This window comes from Lewinella sp. (assembly GCF_050633125.1).
Classification (GTDB): domain Bacteria; phylum Bacteroidota; class Bacteroidia; order Chitinophagales; family Saprospiraceae; genus Lewinella.
Window position 1 is genome coordinate 36379 of the sequence record NZ_JBOEFX010000117.1, and the last position, 14549, is coordinate 50927.

At 46.7% G+C, this 14549-nt stretch carries 11 protein-coding genes; 7 read left to right on the forward strand and 4 right to left on the reverse strand.

Annotated features, from left to right (window positions below):
• Complete coding sequence (locus ACRBG0_RS23250; RefSeq protein WP_431489237.1) at positions 1 to 366, forward strand: hypothetical protein; 366 nt, start codon at positions 1 to 3, stop codon at positions 364 to 366.
• Here ACRBG0_RS23250 and ACRBG0_RS23255 read toward each other — a convergent pair.
• A complete protein-coding gene (locus ACRBG0_RS23255; RefSeq protein ID WP_431489238.1) occupies positions 363 to 2777 on the reverse strand; it encodes a TonB-dependent receptor domain-containing protein in 2415 nt (804 codons plus the stop codon). The genes ACRBG0_RS23250 and ACRBG0_RS23255 overlap by 4 nt on opposite strands.
• Before the next feature lie 110 nt (positions 2778 to 2887).
• On the opposite strand from ACRBG0_RS23255, the gene ACRBG0_RS23260 reads away from it, so the two are divergent.
• The 3 genes from ACRBG0_RS23260 to arsB are packed head-to-tail and all read left to right on the forward strand — an operon-like array spanning position 2888 to position 5014.
• Entirely contained in the window at positions 2888 to 3220 is a 333-nt protein-coding gene (locus ACRBG0_RS23260; protein WP_431489239.1) for an ArsR/SmtB family transcription factor, read from the forward strand.
• 12 nt (positions 3221 to 3232) lie between these two features.
• Positions 3233 to 3910: a protein-tyrosine-phosphatase gene (locus ACRBG0_RS23265; RefSeq protein WP_431489247.1), complete on the forward strand. Its 678-nt coding sequence runs from the start codon at positions 3233 to 3235 to the stop codon at positions 3908 to 3910.
• Positions 3911 to 3967: 57 nt separating this feature from the next.
• Positions 3968 to 5014 (forward strand): ACR3 family arsenite efflux transporter, encoded by a 1047-nt coding sequence (gene arsB, locus ACRBG0_RS23270; protein ID WP_431489240.1) that lies wholly within the window; start codon positions 3968 to 3970, stop codon positions 5012 to 5014.
• 225 nt (positions 5015 to 5239) lie between these two features.
• On the opposite strand, the gene ACRBG0_RS23275 is transcribed toward arsB, so the two are convergent.
• Positions 5240 to 6094 carry a cation diffusion facilitator family transporter gene (locus ACRBG0_RS23275; protein WP_431489248.1) on the reverse strand — a complete coding sequence of 285 codons (855 nt, stop codon included), beginning with the start codon at positions 6092 to 6094 and terminating at the stop codon, positions 5240 to 5242.
• 508 nt (positions 6095 to 6602) lie between these two features.
• Between ACRBG0_RS23275 and ACRBG0_RS23280 the strand changes: the two genes are divergently transcribed.
• From ACRBG0_RS23280 to ACRBG0_RS23290, 3 genes are all read left to right on the forward strand, one after another.
• Positions 6603 to 7226, forward strand: coding sequence for a response regulator transcription factor (locus ACRBG0_RS23280; protein ID WP_431489241.1), 624 nt, complete (start codon positions 6603 to 6605; stop codon positions 7224 to 7226).
• 316 nt (positions 7227 to 7542) lie between these two features.
• Complete coding sequence (locus tag ACRBG0_RS23285; RefSeq protein ID WP_431489242.1) at positions 7543 to 10716, forward strand: SusC/RagA family TonB-linked outer membrane protein; 3174 nt, start codon at positions 7543 to 7545, stop codon at positions 10714 to 10716.
• A gap of 33 nt (positions 10717 to 10749) precedes the next feature.
• Positions 10750 to 12177, forward strand: coding sequence for a SusD/RagB family nutrient-binding outer membrane lipoprotein (locus tag ACRBG0_RS23290; RefSeq protein ID WP_431489243.1), 1428 nt, complete (start codon positions 10750 to 10752; stop codon positions 12175 to 12177).
• Positions 12178 to 12340: 163 nt separating this feature from the next.
• On the opposite strand, the gene ACRBG0_RS23295 is transcribed toward ACRBG0_RS23290, so the two are convergent.
• Together ACRBG0_RS23295 and ACRBG0_RS23300 are read right to left on the reverse strand one after the other, a co-directional pair.
• Positions 12341 to 13291 (reverse strand): hypothetical protein, encoded by a 951-nt coding sequence (locus ACRBG0_RS23295; RefSeq protein ID WP_431489244.1) that lies wholly within the window; start codon positions 13289 to 13291, stop codon positions 12341 to 12343.
• 374 nt (positions 13292 to 13665) lie between these two features.
• Complete coding sequence (locus ACRBG0_RS23300) at positions 13666 to 14484, reverse strand: hypothetical protein (protein WP_431489245.1); 819 nt, start codon at positions 14482 to 14484, stop codon at positions 13666 to 13668.
• Positions 14485 to 14549 lie beyond the last annotated feature (65 nt).

The following is a 14549-nucleotide window of genomic DNA, read 5'->3' on the forward strand; positions in this document are numbered from 1 at the left end:
ATGGCTTTCTTAAAATTTGAACACAAGAAAGAAACGCTGCTGCCTCGCCATGCGTTTTTGTGGCGTACGTTGAGGTACACTATTTATGCTTTCGTATTGGTCGTTTTTTCGGTAGGTATAGGCACGCTGGGATATCATTTTTATGGCAAATTGGGTTGGATCGACGCCTTTTTTAATGCTTGCATGATCCTGGCGGGTGTAGGGCCCATTGCTCCTATGCCTGATGATGCTGCCAAAATCTTCTCTTCCTTTTACGCCCTGTTTAGTGGTACAGCCTTTTTCAGTATCATCGCCGTTTTACTTTCTCCCGTTGTCCACCGGTTTTTGCACATGCTCAACCAGGAAGATGGGGAGGAGGAAGACTAAAATTTATAACTGTATCCCAATCTCACCACCTGTGTTTCGTAGTAATCATCGCTGGTATAGCTAAACCCTTGCCCCTGAATGGTTCTCCGAATGACCATCGTTCCCAGTAAATCACTGGCGTTGAGGAATATTTCTCCCTGCCCATTTTGGACCGCTTTTTTCGCACCAATGTCCATAGAGAAACGCGACTGTATTTCTCCTTGCGGAATAATATCAGGCGCTAAGTAAAGTAGCGTCACTTGAAAGTCGAAGTCATTGGCGAAATGAAAGCTGTTGTTGAGTTTCACATTGCCAGAATAGATGGTTGCTTCATCTGCCGAAAATAGATGCGGCACCGGATACAGGTTTTCCACCGTGAACGCATCAATCTGATTACGGTAAGCATTGACATTGAAGTTGAACGTGTACGCTGGAGAAATGTCTTGTGTGATGACCATTTCTACCCCCGTGTTGTAGCTCTTATTAACGTTTTGGTAAATGGCGTAAATCAAGTTGCTGTCATCCACAATACTAGATATTCTGGTGGTGGTGCCATCGGCAAATTTGTGATAAACCGCGCTGTACCAACTCCCCGTTTCCCAGATGGTTTTGTAACCCAATTCAACGGAATTGGTAAATTGTGGCCGCAACGCAGGGTTGCCAACCTTGATGATCTCTGAATCATCGTACTTGGGGAAAATGCGAATATCTACCTCGTTGGGACGATCCACTCTGCGGTTGTAAAATACAGAAAGGCGGTGGTTGTCATTCAATTTGTAGCCTAAGCGAATATTTGGAAACGGCTGCGTATAATCATAGCCATCACTGCTATAGGTCGGGTGATCCGGATTCACTTCGTAGTCAATGCGGACGTATTCAACCCTTACACCTACTTCTGCTTCCCATTTAGGCGTTTCAAAAATGTAGCTTCCATACACCGCAGGAATCAGTTCCCGGTAGGTCGCTGCTCCGCCTGCATCACTGTCCAGTACCGAGTTTACACCAGGAATGAATTCCATATTGGTAGGAATATCCCTCAAGCGCAGTTTTACGCCGGTTTCCAAATGTCCATACTTCAGCGGCTTTTGATAATCAACATTAAAATCATAAACCTGCTCATCAGATAGTAGCTTGAAGGCGTCTTTACCCGTTGATACAGGCAAGAAGTTATCGTAAAAATATTGCTCATCTTCCCGATGAAAAGTATAGTTGAACCCAGCACTGAGGATGTGGCCCGCTTGCTGATAGCGGTGCTGATAATTCGCCGTAGCAATCCAGGTGGTTTTTAATTCATCTTCAAAAAATTGCCACAAACGAATACGCTCCGTGTAGTCTTCATTGAAAAAAGGCTGATCACCACGGTCAATGATTTTTTCACTACCAAATAAGCCCGAAACCGTTAGCGAACTTTGTGGCGTGAGTTCCACATCCACACCCGCCTTTAGTGTAGTGAAATGGGTATTTCTGTTGCGCTTTAATTGTTGGTTAATCACCTCTCCGTTATCATAAGTACGTACCACAAACTCATTCTTGTTCAAGGTTTCAGTGTACAGATAATCGCCGTTGAAAAAGGCATTGACCTTGTTTTTACGGTAGTTTAGTGATACGCTCGGATTGACTTTAGGCGTGGAAGTGTACTGCGGGCGGATGGTAGGCAAATTAGCTTTTCGTTCCCACAACGAGCCTAGGCCAGTGGTCAGCCCGACCTTTCCATTAACACCTTCCTGTCTGCTTTTCCTGTAGATGATGTTGATGATGCCCGCATTGCCGTTGGCGTCGTATTTGGCAGATGGATTATTGATGATTTCAATTCTCTCGATGGCCGAGGCAGGGATATTGTCCAGCCCCGTTTGATTGCCAAAGCCGGTAAGTGCCGTTTGTTTGCCATCAATAAGAACGATCAGTTTGTCGCTTCCGCGCAGCTGGATCTTACCATCCTGAACGGTAATTCCGGGCAAATTCTGCATTGCTTGCAAGACAGAACCACCAACCTGGCTGGTATTGTCTTCCAGCGAAAACGTTTTCTTATCCAGTTTGCTACTTACTGCGCTGGCTCGTCCGGTCACTTCTACCTCTTCCAAAACCGTACTGCTCGTTTCCAGAAAAATGGTATTTATATCTAAAAAGCGGGAGGAGCTACCTACGTATAAAGATTCATTACTGGTTGTGTAACCCAAGTAGGTCACTGATATAAGATAGTTGCCGGGGGCGATGTTTTCTAAACTAAAATTACCATCCTCCTCAGAGGTGGTGCCACTGACAAAGCTGCTGTCTCCTTGGTTCAGTAATAAAATACTGGCATAGGCAATCGACTGGAGATCTGCCTGGTCTGCCACCGATCCGGAAATGGTTACGCCCGACTGGCCTGCAAGGCGAGTGAGGAGTAATAGCAAAAAAAGGATAGAAAAAGCGTGTTTAATTTGATAGATCATGGGGGATTGTCTTGGAGAAGAATACAAATTTAACCTAAGAATTTGGAGGAAAGTTGGAGATGGTTAAAATTATTTATCGTAATATTGCAATATATTAATAGAATAAGACCATGGGCCTAACCAAAACCGAAAACTTTACCGATCAGCAAAACGAACTAGCAACCATCGCCAAGGCGATTGGCCACCCGGCCAGGGTCGCTATTTTGCAACATTTACTCAAGGTAGATGCCTGTATTTGTGGCGACTTGGTAGCTGAAATCCCACTAGCACAGCCAACGATCTCACGCCATTTGCAGGAACTCAAAGCAGTGGGTATCATCAAAGGCAGTATCTCCGGCACCAGTGTCAATTATTGTATTGACGCCACTCGCTGGCGGGAGGTTCAAAATCAGCTGAATGGCCTTTTTGATACTTACGTATCTGATCAAGATTGTAATTGTTAAACCATCTAAACAATAATAGTGCAACACAATTCAACACAACCATCAGAGGGCTTACCCTTATTGGATGACGTTCGCCAATTAACAGAGGAGCTACTCGCCGAGAGTGCACTCATCCCCGAGGCCAGAAAAGGACTATTAAACCGGTTAACCAGTTATTTGGTGCAGAAATTGGCCGCCAACGAGCCCATCTCCCTCAATTTCATCTGCACCCACAACTCTCGCCGTAGCCACTTGGGGCAGATTTGGGCAGCCACGGCTGCCGCTTATTTTGGCTTGTCAAACATTGCTACCTATTCCGGCGGCACAGAAAGCACGGCCTTCAACCCCCGCGCGGTCGCGGCCTTGAAGCGGGTAGGTTTCCAAATCGAAAACCCTGGAGGAGATAACCCGCACTATCAAGTCCATTACACTTCAGTAGCGCCTCCCTTGGTTTGTTTTTCAAAGACCTTCGACGATCCTGTTAACCCTGAAAAGCAATTCGCCGCCATCATGACCTGCTCTGATGCCGACGAAAATTGCCCCTTCATTCCTGGTGTCGAACTTCGCCTACCACTTACTTATGAAGACCCCAAAATAGCCGACGACACCCCCGAAGAAGCCACCCGCTACGAGGAACGCCTCCGCCAAATTGGCCGAGAAATACTCTACGCTTTTCAATTGGCCTTTATCAAAGCCCGAGGTGAGAAGTAGGAATCCGGAAGAAACCAATCACCAAACCATCAACCATCAACCAAGAACCATCCAATCATGGCAAAAAAACGCTTATCCTTCCTCGATCGTTACCTTACCCTCTGGATCTTCCTCGCCATGGCCATTGGCGTGTCTCTGGGGTATCTATTGCCCGAAACGGCAGATTTTGTCAATAAATTTTCGGTGGGCACCACCAATATTCCCATCGCCATCGGCCTCATTCTTATGATGTACCCGCCGCTGGCAAAGGTGAATTATAAAATGCTTCCAAAAGTTTTCAGTAATGTCAAGATCCTGGGATTATCGCTGGTACTCAACTGGATCATAGGCCCTATTCTGATGTTTGCGTTGGCCATCATCTTTTTGCGAGACTACCCAGCATACATGACGGGCCTCATCTTGATAGGCTTAGCGCGTTGTATCGCGATGGTAGTCGTGTGGAACGACCTCGCCGAAGGTAGCAGAGAATATGGTGCGGGTTTGATTGCACTCAACAGCATTTTCCAGGTATTCTTTTACAGTTTTTACGCTTGGCTATTCATCACCGTCCTTCCTCCATATTTTGGTTTCGAGGGCGCCATCGTCGATATTTCTATCGGTACCGTCGCCGAGAGTGTGGCCATTTATCTAGGCATCCCTTTCCTGGCGGGGCTCCTCAGTCGGGTGCTGTTGGTTCGCGCGAAAGGGGAGGAGTGGTACCAGCAAAAATTTATTCCTGCCATTTCTCCCATCACCTTGGTGGCCCTGCTTTTTACCATCGTCGTCATGTTCAGCCTCAAAGGCGAGCTGATCGTAACGATCCCATTTGATGTGATCAGAATTGCCATTCCATTGCTCATCTACTTTGGCCTTATTTTCCTCATCAGCTTCTTCATCGGCAAAGCCCTGGGCGCTGATTATCCTCGTAATACGGCCATTGCATTCACGGCAACCGGCAACAATTTTGAGCTAGCCATTGCCGTCGCTATCGCTGTTTTTGGCCTTAATTCAGGAGAAGCCTTTACTGGCGTCATCGGCCCCTTGGTCGAAGTACCTGCCCTGATCGCATTGGTCAATGTAGCCTTTTGGTTGCGGAGAAAATATTACCCTCAAACGGTGGAATAGATCGTTTTGGGGCCATGCCGGTAGTGCCGTTGCTGTGCAAACGCCACTACGGCACCGCGCTGTCCACTGCCAAGGGAGCAGTTCCCATCGCTTGTCCTCCTCCTCCGTCCGGCGAGCTCCGGCCTGCCGGCCTCCGCACTAACTTTAGACTCAGCTATTTGAGGCGCGCGAGGTGCCTGTCTTTTCGATTTCCGAATCCAGCGAAAGCCTCCTGATGTACAACCATCAACCCATCTCCCAAGGCTCCACATGCACCAGCACATCCACCATCTCCGGCATAGCTGCTCGAATTTGATCTTTCAAATCATGGGCGATATTATGTCCGGTTCGTACACTGATGTCGCCGTTTACAACCAGGTGGATGTCGGCGTGGTAGGTCATCCCTGATTTGCGGATAAAGCACTTTTCGATTTCGATAGCTCCCTCTACTTTGGAGGCAATTTCATGGATTTGCTGAATCATGTCATCGTAGAACTGCTCATCCATGATTTCCCCCAGCGCGGGGCGCAGGATCAGGTAAGCATTAAAGACAATGAAGCCCGCCGCTATGATGGCCGCCCAATCATCGGCGTATTCGTAGCCAGGCCCCATCCAAAGCGCCCAACTGATTCCACAAAAAGCAATAAAGGAAGTGATGGCATCACTGCGATGGTGCCAGGCATCTGCCTGTAGAGAGGTACTCTGTACTTCTTGCCCTTTGCGACGAACATAACGATAGGACAGCTCTTTGACCAAAATGATCACTCCTAATACGATCAAAGTAAAAGGCTTGGGGACATCGTGAGGCTCCTGTATATTATGGATAGCTTGAATGACAATGATCGTCGCAGAAACGATGAGAAAACCGACAACAATGAAGGTTACTACAGGTTCTATCTTTCCATGCCCGTAAGGGTGGTTTTCATCAGGCGGTTTGGTCGAATATTTTAAACCAAGCAATACCAGCGCAGACGAAACAACATCAGTGGTAGATTCGATAGCATCTGCAATAAGGGCAAAAGAATTTCCCAATACCCCTGCAACTCCCTTTACGACGGCTAGCAGTAAATTGGAGGCCAAGCTGAGAATAGCGGTGCGGATGGCTTTGGTAGAAGGGTCGACAAGCTTCGGTTTTGGATGCTTAAAGATAAATCAATTAGAAGGTATTAATAACCTGTATACCCTTGTTTTTGAAATTATTCATGGCCACCAAACAAACCCTTTTGTCATCCACCTTACCAGTTGCCTCCCATTCACTGCAACTCATGCCCTATTCACCAAAGCTACCCAGGTGTGTGGTTGTTTAGGCGCATAAATCCGTTTACCTTGGAGCCAAGATGAATGATGCGAGTTTTTATTGGGTGTCTATTTATAGGTACCCTGCATTGAATGACAAGACGAATGTATCCAACAGCAAGTATCCAAACCTGCAACTTAAAGACCGCATGGTTCGTCATTATTAGGGAAAGGGAAGGAAAAGAGGCGAATAAATTGCCTTTGAAACTCCAACACTACCCAGGTTTATATTAGTCAACACTAGGATTTTTTGACTAATTTTGAGTAGTACCTCCATGAGCGGTAGTACTACGTCACCCGACAAACTGTTTAAATGATATCCGTAGCGATTGTTACGGCCAGTCGCTCTTTGCGCACGGCTTGGCAAGCAGTTGTGGACAAAATGCCCGACGCGCAATGCGTAGGTGCTTTTGCTACGGCCAATGCCATACCGCAAGAAGTTGATGGTCCACCTATTGAAGTAATACTCTTGGGCATAATGCCTAAAGACGATGGTCTCCGTTTATTTACAAAAGCGCAGTCTGCTCAGGCTGATGCTGCAATATTGGTTTTAGCAACCGATCTTTCTGATTCGCAATTCTTTGCCGTGCTTCGTTCAGGAGCAGCGGGTTTTATTTCCTCTAATAGTTTTCCAGCGATAGTACAGGCTGCAATACGACAGCTCGCAAAGGGTGAAACACCCCTGAGTAAAGATGCTACAAAGCGTATAATGGACTCCTTTCGGGCCCAACGGCGTAGCGATAATCTTTCGGAAAGAGAGCAGGAAGTTTATCATCTACTGTGCCAGGGCAAAAATTACCGAGAGATCGCGGAAAGCTTATTTGTGAGTCAGAATACGGTACGTTTTCATCTAAAAAATATTTATAAAAAATTAGACGTGAAATCCCGCCACGAAGCGGTCGCTCGCGCCTATGAGCTCGGCCAGCAGGGAGGATAACTTGCTCGCTGTAATACCGTGCTAATAATTTTGGAACTATTGAGCGTTTTTTCATACTAGTAGTTGGCTGCCGGGTCCTTGTGACCCGGCAACTTTTCTGACCTCTCAGAATTAGCCAAAAAACGCAAACGCTTCACAACAATAAATTTTCATCAACCTTTTGGGATGATCCTTTTGGTCATCTGAATCCCCCTGCGTGAAAACGTCAGGAGGGAAAAGGTAAGCTGTTTTTTACTGTCGAATAATAAATACCTCTGGGTCCGCGGCGATCCTTTGGCAGGATGCTTTATGCGACTTTTTAATAAAACTCACTGTTATGAAACGTATTTTATTACTTTTTGGCCTGTTTTGCAGTTCCGTATTGGTACTCCAGGCCCAACGCACCGTCACGGGAACAGTGACGGAAGCCGATGGCACCCCTATGATCGGGGCCAGTATTCTAGTAAAAGGAACCAGCACAGGAACGGTAACGGACCTGAATGGTGCCTACCAAATTGGGGTGCCTGCTGGTGCCGAAGTGCTTATTTACAGCTATACAGGGTTTGACCCTAAAGAAGTACCCCTGGGGGCAAGTTCCGTGATGGATATTGTCTTGTCAGAAGGTATTACGCTGGAAACAGCGGTTGTTACGGCACTAGGTATCGAACGAGAGCGCAAAGCACTCACTTACGCGGTGGAAGAAGTTGGGGGCGATGCCCTGGCTCAGAACCGGGAAACCAATATTATTAATGCTATTGGTGGCCGGGTGTCCGGGGTGCAAACCACTTCCTCTGGTGGGCAGGCTGGATCATCTGCACGGATCATTATCCGTGGCAATTCTTCGTTCCTGGGGAATAACCAGCCGCTCTTTGTCATTGATGGTATACCCGTTGACAATTCCCAGATTTTTGGCGGTGGCCAAAATGGAGCCAACGGCGGAGGCAACGGTGATTCTCCACTTTTCTTTGGTGGTACCACCAACCGTGCAGTGGATATTGATCCCAATAATGTAGAAACGATGACTGTCCTCAAAGGGGCAGCAGCTACAGCACTTTATGGATCACGAGCAGCCAATGGGGTCGTACTCATTACCACGAAAAGTGGTAGCCAGGGCAGCAAGCCAAAAATTACATTTAGCAGTAATTATGGCTTTAGTAACGCACGTCTGCCTGAACTACAAACCAAGTACTCACAAGGACTAAATGGAAACTATTTCAACGGGAGCGATCCCGCTCAACGGATTTCTACCAGTTGGGGGGCACTCATTGATACCCTTCGGGTAGACAGTGATGGGAATTACGACCCGAACGGTAGCCCGGTTTCTGTTCATGACAATGCGAAAGATTTTTTCCGCCAAGGGTCAAATCTGGATAATGCCTTGTCTATTTCAGGAGGTACAGCTACTAGCGACTACTATCTTTCTTACGCTAATCGTATCGAAGAGGGTATTGTTCGTAACAATGATATGGATCGCCATAGCCTCTTGGCAAAATTCAACACCCAATTAAGTGACCGCCTGGGGGTCGGTGCAGGAATTACCTACACCAATACGGATATTACTACAGTAACAGAAGGAAACGGAAGGCAATCGTATATGTGGACGGTTTACGGGGCGCCGGTCACCTATGATCTTCAGGGAGATAATCCACAAGATTACCTCAATGAGGATGGTACACAACGCTTGTATCGTACCAGTCGAAACAACCCTTATTTTACCGTCGATCAGAATCGATTGGTCAGTAATGTCAATCGCTTCCTACCTAATTTCAACATTAGTTACAAAATAATGGACGGCTTGCGCCTGACCAATCGCTTTGGAGCCGATGTTTATTTTGACCGCCGACTTTATCGCGAGGTCATCGGTACGATTGGAACGTTTCCAACGGGACGTGTTTATGAGGACAACATCACCAACCGCCAGTTTAACAACGATATTACACTGAGCTACAATCGTCAGATCAATGACTTTAATCTTGATGTTTTGGTCGGTAACCAGATCAATGACCGGGCCACGGATCGTATCTTCACACAGGGGGTAAACCTGGCCGTTCCTGACTTTTTTGACTTGTCAAATGCGGCGACGATTACAACCAGCCAGAGTAATAGCCAGCAGCGTTTGATCGGGGCTTATGCTTCGGCAACAGTGGGCTATAAAAGCTTTCTGTACCTAACTGTAACAGGCCGTAACGACTGGTCGAGTACACTGCCAAAAGACAATCGGAGTTACTTCTACCCCAGTGTTTCTGGTAGTTTTGTGCTGACTGATGCTTTCGCCAGTTTGCAGAGTAGTAAGGTACTTTCGTTTCTGAAAGTTCGTGCGGGTTATGCTCAGGTAGGCAATGATGCGCCAGTCTACGCTACACAGACAGATTTGTATGCTCAGTCAAGTGTAGGAGATGGCCAACGGGGAAATATTCTTTTCCCGTACAACGGTACCAATGGTTTTACCATTAGTAATGTGATTGGAAATCCAGCGCTGAAGCCTGAACAAACGGAAGAGATTGAGTTTGGCGTAGAAGCCTACTTCTTTAATAGTCGTGTCCACCTGGAGGGTACTTATTACGACCGTAAAACGAACGATCAAATTTTCCAGGCACCGGTAGCGGGTTCTTCTGGTGCAGTATCTCGTTTGGTGAATGCCGGTTCGATGCAGAATGAAGGTGTAGAGTTTTTATTAGAGGTAACTCCGGTGAAAACGAGCTTCTTCCAGTGGGATATTGGCGGAACGTTTACCAAAAATACCAATCGTGTAATTTCATTGACAGAAGGTGTAGATAACATTCGTCTGGGAGGGTTCACCAACCCTGGTATCTACATTGTACGTGATCAGGGATACGGTGTTATCTGGGGTTCTCAATATGCGCGTAATGACGATGGACAGGTGCTTATTGATAGTGATCCTAATTCTGGCACCTACGGATTACCCTTGAGGGCTGCGGCCAGCTTGGGAGTAATTGGCAATACCCAGCCCGACTGGTTTGCAGGCATCCGTTCTACCTTCCGTTTCGGTAACGAAAAGACTGGTGAATTTACCCTCTTCGGCTTGTTGGATATCCGCCAAGGGGGAGACATTCTCAATCTGGACAATTTCTATCTCAACGGCTACGGTACCACCAAGCAAAGTGAAGATCGTACGGGCGAAAATACGTTCGTCTATCCGAATGGTGTACTTGCCGATGGTTCACCGAATAACATTGAAGTTCCTTACGATGAAAATTACTGGCGAATCAATTTTGGCCGCGCAATGGAAGACCTGGTTGAAGATGGCAGCTTCGTTCGCTTACGTGAAGTAACCTTTGGCTACAGCCTACCCAAGTCTGCATTGAGTAAAACCTTCATGGAGGAGTTGAATATCTCCTTCACGGGGCGTAACCTCTACCTCAATGCACCTAATTTCACCGGTGCTGACCCCGAATCAAGCCTTTATGGTTCTGCCAACGGGCAAGGTTTCTACAATTTTATCACCCCCGGAACAGTGGGGTACAATGTAGCATTGAATGTAACTTTCTAGAAAAGCACATCGTGTTCAATAAAAATAATGATAATGAAACATATAAAATTTCTCTTTATCCTGGCTTTGGGCTTATCCCTGGTAGCCTGTGATGATTACCTCGATATTAATACCGATCCTAATCAGCCGGAAAGCCCCGGCGACCTGGATTTACTACTCGCGGACATGACCGCTACCACTGCCTATAACCTTGTAGGAGGAGGTAATTGGAGCCGCTACGGAGCGCAGTGGATGCAGCAAATTGCAAATAATACAACTGCTCCCAGTAATGATACTTACCGAATCAATACGTCGGATTGTAATAATGAATGGGCTTTTTATTCCTACGCTGGTGTTTTGATTAACGCCAAAAAAATGATTGAACTGGGAGAGGAAGCTGGTCAGGAGCATCATGTAGGTGTTGCTAAAGTTTTAATGGCACACAACTATGCATTATTGGCCGATTGGTGGGGGGATATCCCATTTACGGATGCACTCCAGCGAGAGAACAACGGTAAGCCTTTATTTGATGACCAATCAACGGTATACGATGGTATTCAGCTGATGCTGGATGAAGGAATTGCTGCATTAGGCAAGGAAAGTCCGGTTTCTATTGGCGGTGGCGACCTATTGCTAGGTGGTGATCCTGCAGCCTGGATTCGTTTCGCGTATGCCCTCAAGGCCCGCTACTACCTTCGTTTGACCGATGCCCCTGGGGCGGATGATCAAAATTTGTCGAACCTGGCGCTTGCCTCCCTCGAAAAAGCGATGACAAGCGCAGGGGATGAAGCCCGCTTTGAATATAACAGCGACCCTGGCCAAGAATCGCCCTGGAACCAATGGATAGTGAAATTTGCCAATACGATGCAGATGAGTAATTTCTTTGTGAGCAAACTTCAGGGCCTCAATGACCCTCGTTTGCCTATTATGTCCGACGTTAATGGTGTCGATGCTATCTACCTTGGTCATTCCAACGGTGGGGCACCCACCCAGACACTGGCGGAGATTTCAAATATCGGAGCCTATTACCTGGATCCCGACCTGGACATCCCGATGATGACTTACGTCGAACAACTTTTCATTAAGGCGGAAGCCCAATGGCGAACGGGGCAGACAACCGAGGCAGCAGCCACGTATGAAACCGCTATTCGTACCCACATGGAGCAGTTGTCGGGCAATGGAGAGTTTGAAACAGTAATTTCGAGTACTGATATAGACGCATATTTGGCTGCTAACCCATTGGAAGGATTAGGTGACTTGATTGAGCAGAAGTACATCGCTAGTTTCCTCTTAGGAGCTTTTGAAGCTTACAACGACTTCCGTCGAACAGGCTTTCCGGATGATATCCAACCTGCGTTGAATGCGGACTACAATCAAATTCCTACCCGTATGATTTACACGGATACCGAGGTGAATAACAATGCAGCAAATGTTCCCGCAAATATTACACTCACCTCCAAAGTTTGGTGGGACGGTAATTAAAAGGAGGTTTGGTAACCCAAACAGAAGAAGTATGTTTTGCCATGAAATGGCATATGGTGAATAGGATGTCGCCTCGCGTTGTGCGGGGCGACCTTTTTTATTAGCTTGGCTGAAGCCAAACTTAATAGACTTGTTCTCCCGAGATGCTCCCAGTAGAACAAGTCTAATACTTGAACCTCAAAAAGACAGTCTCTCCTCGCTCCAGCGCCTGGCCTACCTCTTTTCGGCCACCATAAATAGAGCCCCTGGTCTGGTTTTCTTCAATTTCAATAGGATAAAACGTGGCCAATTTTTCTTCTCTTATAAAGGTTTGGCCCATCGCTTGGTAGACGTCGTAGGTGAAAAGCTCCAACGGGTCTCCTATACTTATGCCATTGTCTGCTCCTGCATCGATAATTACCCGAGTAGGTTTTTTCGTTTTACCAGCCACTACCTTAACCAAGTGTATAGGACATGGGAAAAGAGCTGAAAGTTCTTTGTTCCAAACAGCAGGAAGGGCATCTAAAGCATCAAGAAGAAGCTTGTTTTTTTGCTCTTGAATAATTGTAGCTTCCTCTTGCGGGGAGCCAGGAAAGGGGTACATTTTGACGAATTTCCAATCAGGATTTCGCCCATAGTCGAAGACAAAATTTCGGGCCAGGAAATTTTTACGGCCATAGGCACGTGTCACACACTTGACCTCCCGGCTGTACTTGAGTTCGCCGGTGACAATATTGGTCACGCGCAAGTTGAAGCTAAATCCCCCAGCAAGGGAATAGTTGGTGCGTGTAAGCATCCCCAACGTGTCAAGGGCATCGCTCTGACTCAAGTCATCGATTAGCGGTTCCATGTTTAGTTGGAAAATATACTCGGGGTCAACTTCCCCTTTGTTTTCCTCCGTAGAGTGATTGATCACCTGAAAATGCCAGTGCCGCTCTAAGGAAAGAAAGGCAATTTGCTGCACCCTTTCCACCACACCTGGTGGCACATCAGCAGGAAACTGCATAGGTTCTATCAATACAGGAATCTTATCCCTGCTAAAGGTATCCAGCAATTGATTCTCTTGCCCAATTGCATAATTCGCCATCAGGCAGCAGCAAAAGAATAACAATGATGATCCAATCTTTTTTATCATAGTTTTTTTGTGTATTTCTTGACTAATTTTCAGGCTCTTGGTCTCGGGAGAGCCTATTAATATTAGGTTGAAACTAAGGTAATCAGTACCATAATCAAAATAGAAGGTTTATGCTTACTATTGTGCGACCTCTCCGAGGTCGGTCCGTTGTTTGTTTATGTTTTCTACCAATATTTAACCTCATCCGAGGTCAGCTCAAGCACCTCGGATGAGGTCTCACAAGTACATGCCTGTTTTTTTGTAAACAAATATTAGGTGGAATACTATCCCTACCGCTCATGTTAGTTTCCTAACTAATGTGTTATAATATCCCGCTGGTCTCTTGACCAGCAGTTAGCGTTAGTCTCCTTTACGTTAGTCTGGTTTCCCCCCCCTTATAAAATCTCAATAAACACCTCCTGTCCCTTATCCAGTGCCTCTTGAACTTCCCGGCCACCAGACATGATGACGCAACGACTAAAATGCTCGCTTTCCACTTCTTCTACGACTATACTGGCTATGCGAACGGAACGAGAACGAATCTCGCCCTGGTTGTTTTCTACAATTGTGGTCCTCACCGCCAGTTCCTGATGGCGACGAAAACCTTGCTTGGTGCCTCCTGCAATGAGGATGGTTCGGGCTTTACTTTTAGAACCTTTAAGCACTTTTACGAGCGGTACTTCGGCAGGGAATAGTTTGGTGAGCATACGTTGGAGGCCGGTAAGAACCAGCGATTTGCGTTCATTGGCATTACTCCATAGACCGGCATTAAAAGACAGTTCTTCCTGGATAAGAGGGCGATGATCCGTAGCGCGGAGAAAGGTAAGGTTGAGTTTTTGCTCGCTAATGGAAATGTAACCTGTTAGGAAGTACTCGACACCTTGTACTGCCCACTGATCTACGACATAGCCCTCTATGAAGTCTTCGTCGCGTTGTAGGTCACGCTCGGCGGCTACAGCCTCTTGCTCAGAATGGGCGATCAATTGTACTCTCGCATCAGCATAAAGGGCAGACATTACCGCTTCTTGGAGTACCCTGCAATCAGAAGCGTTGGCACCTGTTGGCCCAAGCAAATAGTCTCTAAAAGTAGGCTGCCCCCCTCCGCAACGAAAATTGAGAACGGCGATCCGTGATTGAGATGTAGCCAGTTGTTGGCACCCGAGAATAAGAAGGATTACCAGCACGAATCGCTGGCCAGAGAAGAAAGAGGACAAAGTGGAAGTGTTTATTTTAAATTAGTTCGCTGCGCTCACGTTTGTGCTCGTTCCTCGCGGTAGTG

Bases quoted from the DNA above. Each gene is read 5' to 3' on its own strand.
- ACRBG0_RS23250 (WP_431489237.1), top strand. From the start codon at position 1: ATGGCTTTCTTAAAATTTGAACACAAGAAAGAAACGCTGCTGCCTCGC.
- ACRBG0_RS23255 (WP_431489238.1), bottom strand. From the start codon at position 2,777: ATGATCTATCAAATTAAACACGCTTTTTCTATCCTTTTTTTGCTATTA.
- ACRBG0_RS23260 (WP_431489239.1), top strand. From the start codon at position 2,888: ATGGGCCTAACCAAAACCGAAAACTTTACCGATCAGCAAAACGAACTA.
- arsB (WP_431489240.1), top strand. From the start codon at position 3,968: ATGGCAAAAAAACGCTTATCCTTCCTCGATCGTTACCTTACCCTCTGG.
- ACRBG0_RS23280 (WP_431489241.1), top strand. From the start codon at position 6,603: ATGATATCCGTAGCGATTGTTACGGCCAGTCGCTCTTTGCGCACGGCT.
- ACRBG0_RS23285 (WP_431489242.1), top strand. From the start codon at position 7,543: ATGAAACGTATTTTATTACTTTTTGGCCTGTTTTGCAGTTCCGTATTG.
- ACRBG0_RS23290 (WP_431489243.1), top strand. From the start codon at position 10,750: ATGAAACATATAAAATTTCTCTTTATCCTGGCTTTGGGCTTATCCCTG.
- ACRBG0_RS23295 (WP_431489244.1), bottom strand. From the start codon at position 13,291: ATGATAAAAAAGATTGGATCATCATTGTTATTCTTTTGCTGCTGCCTG.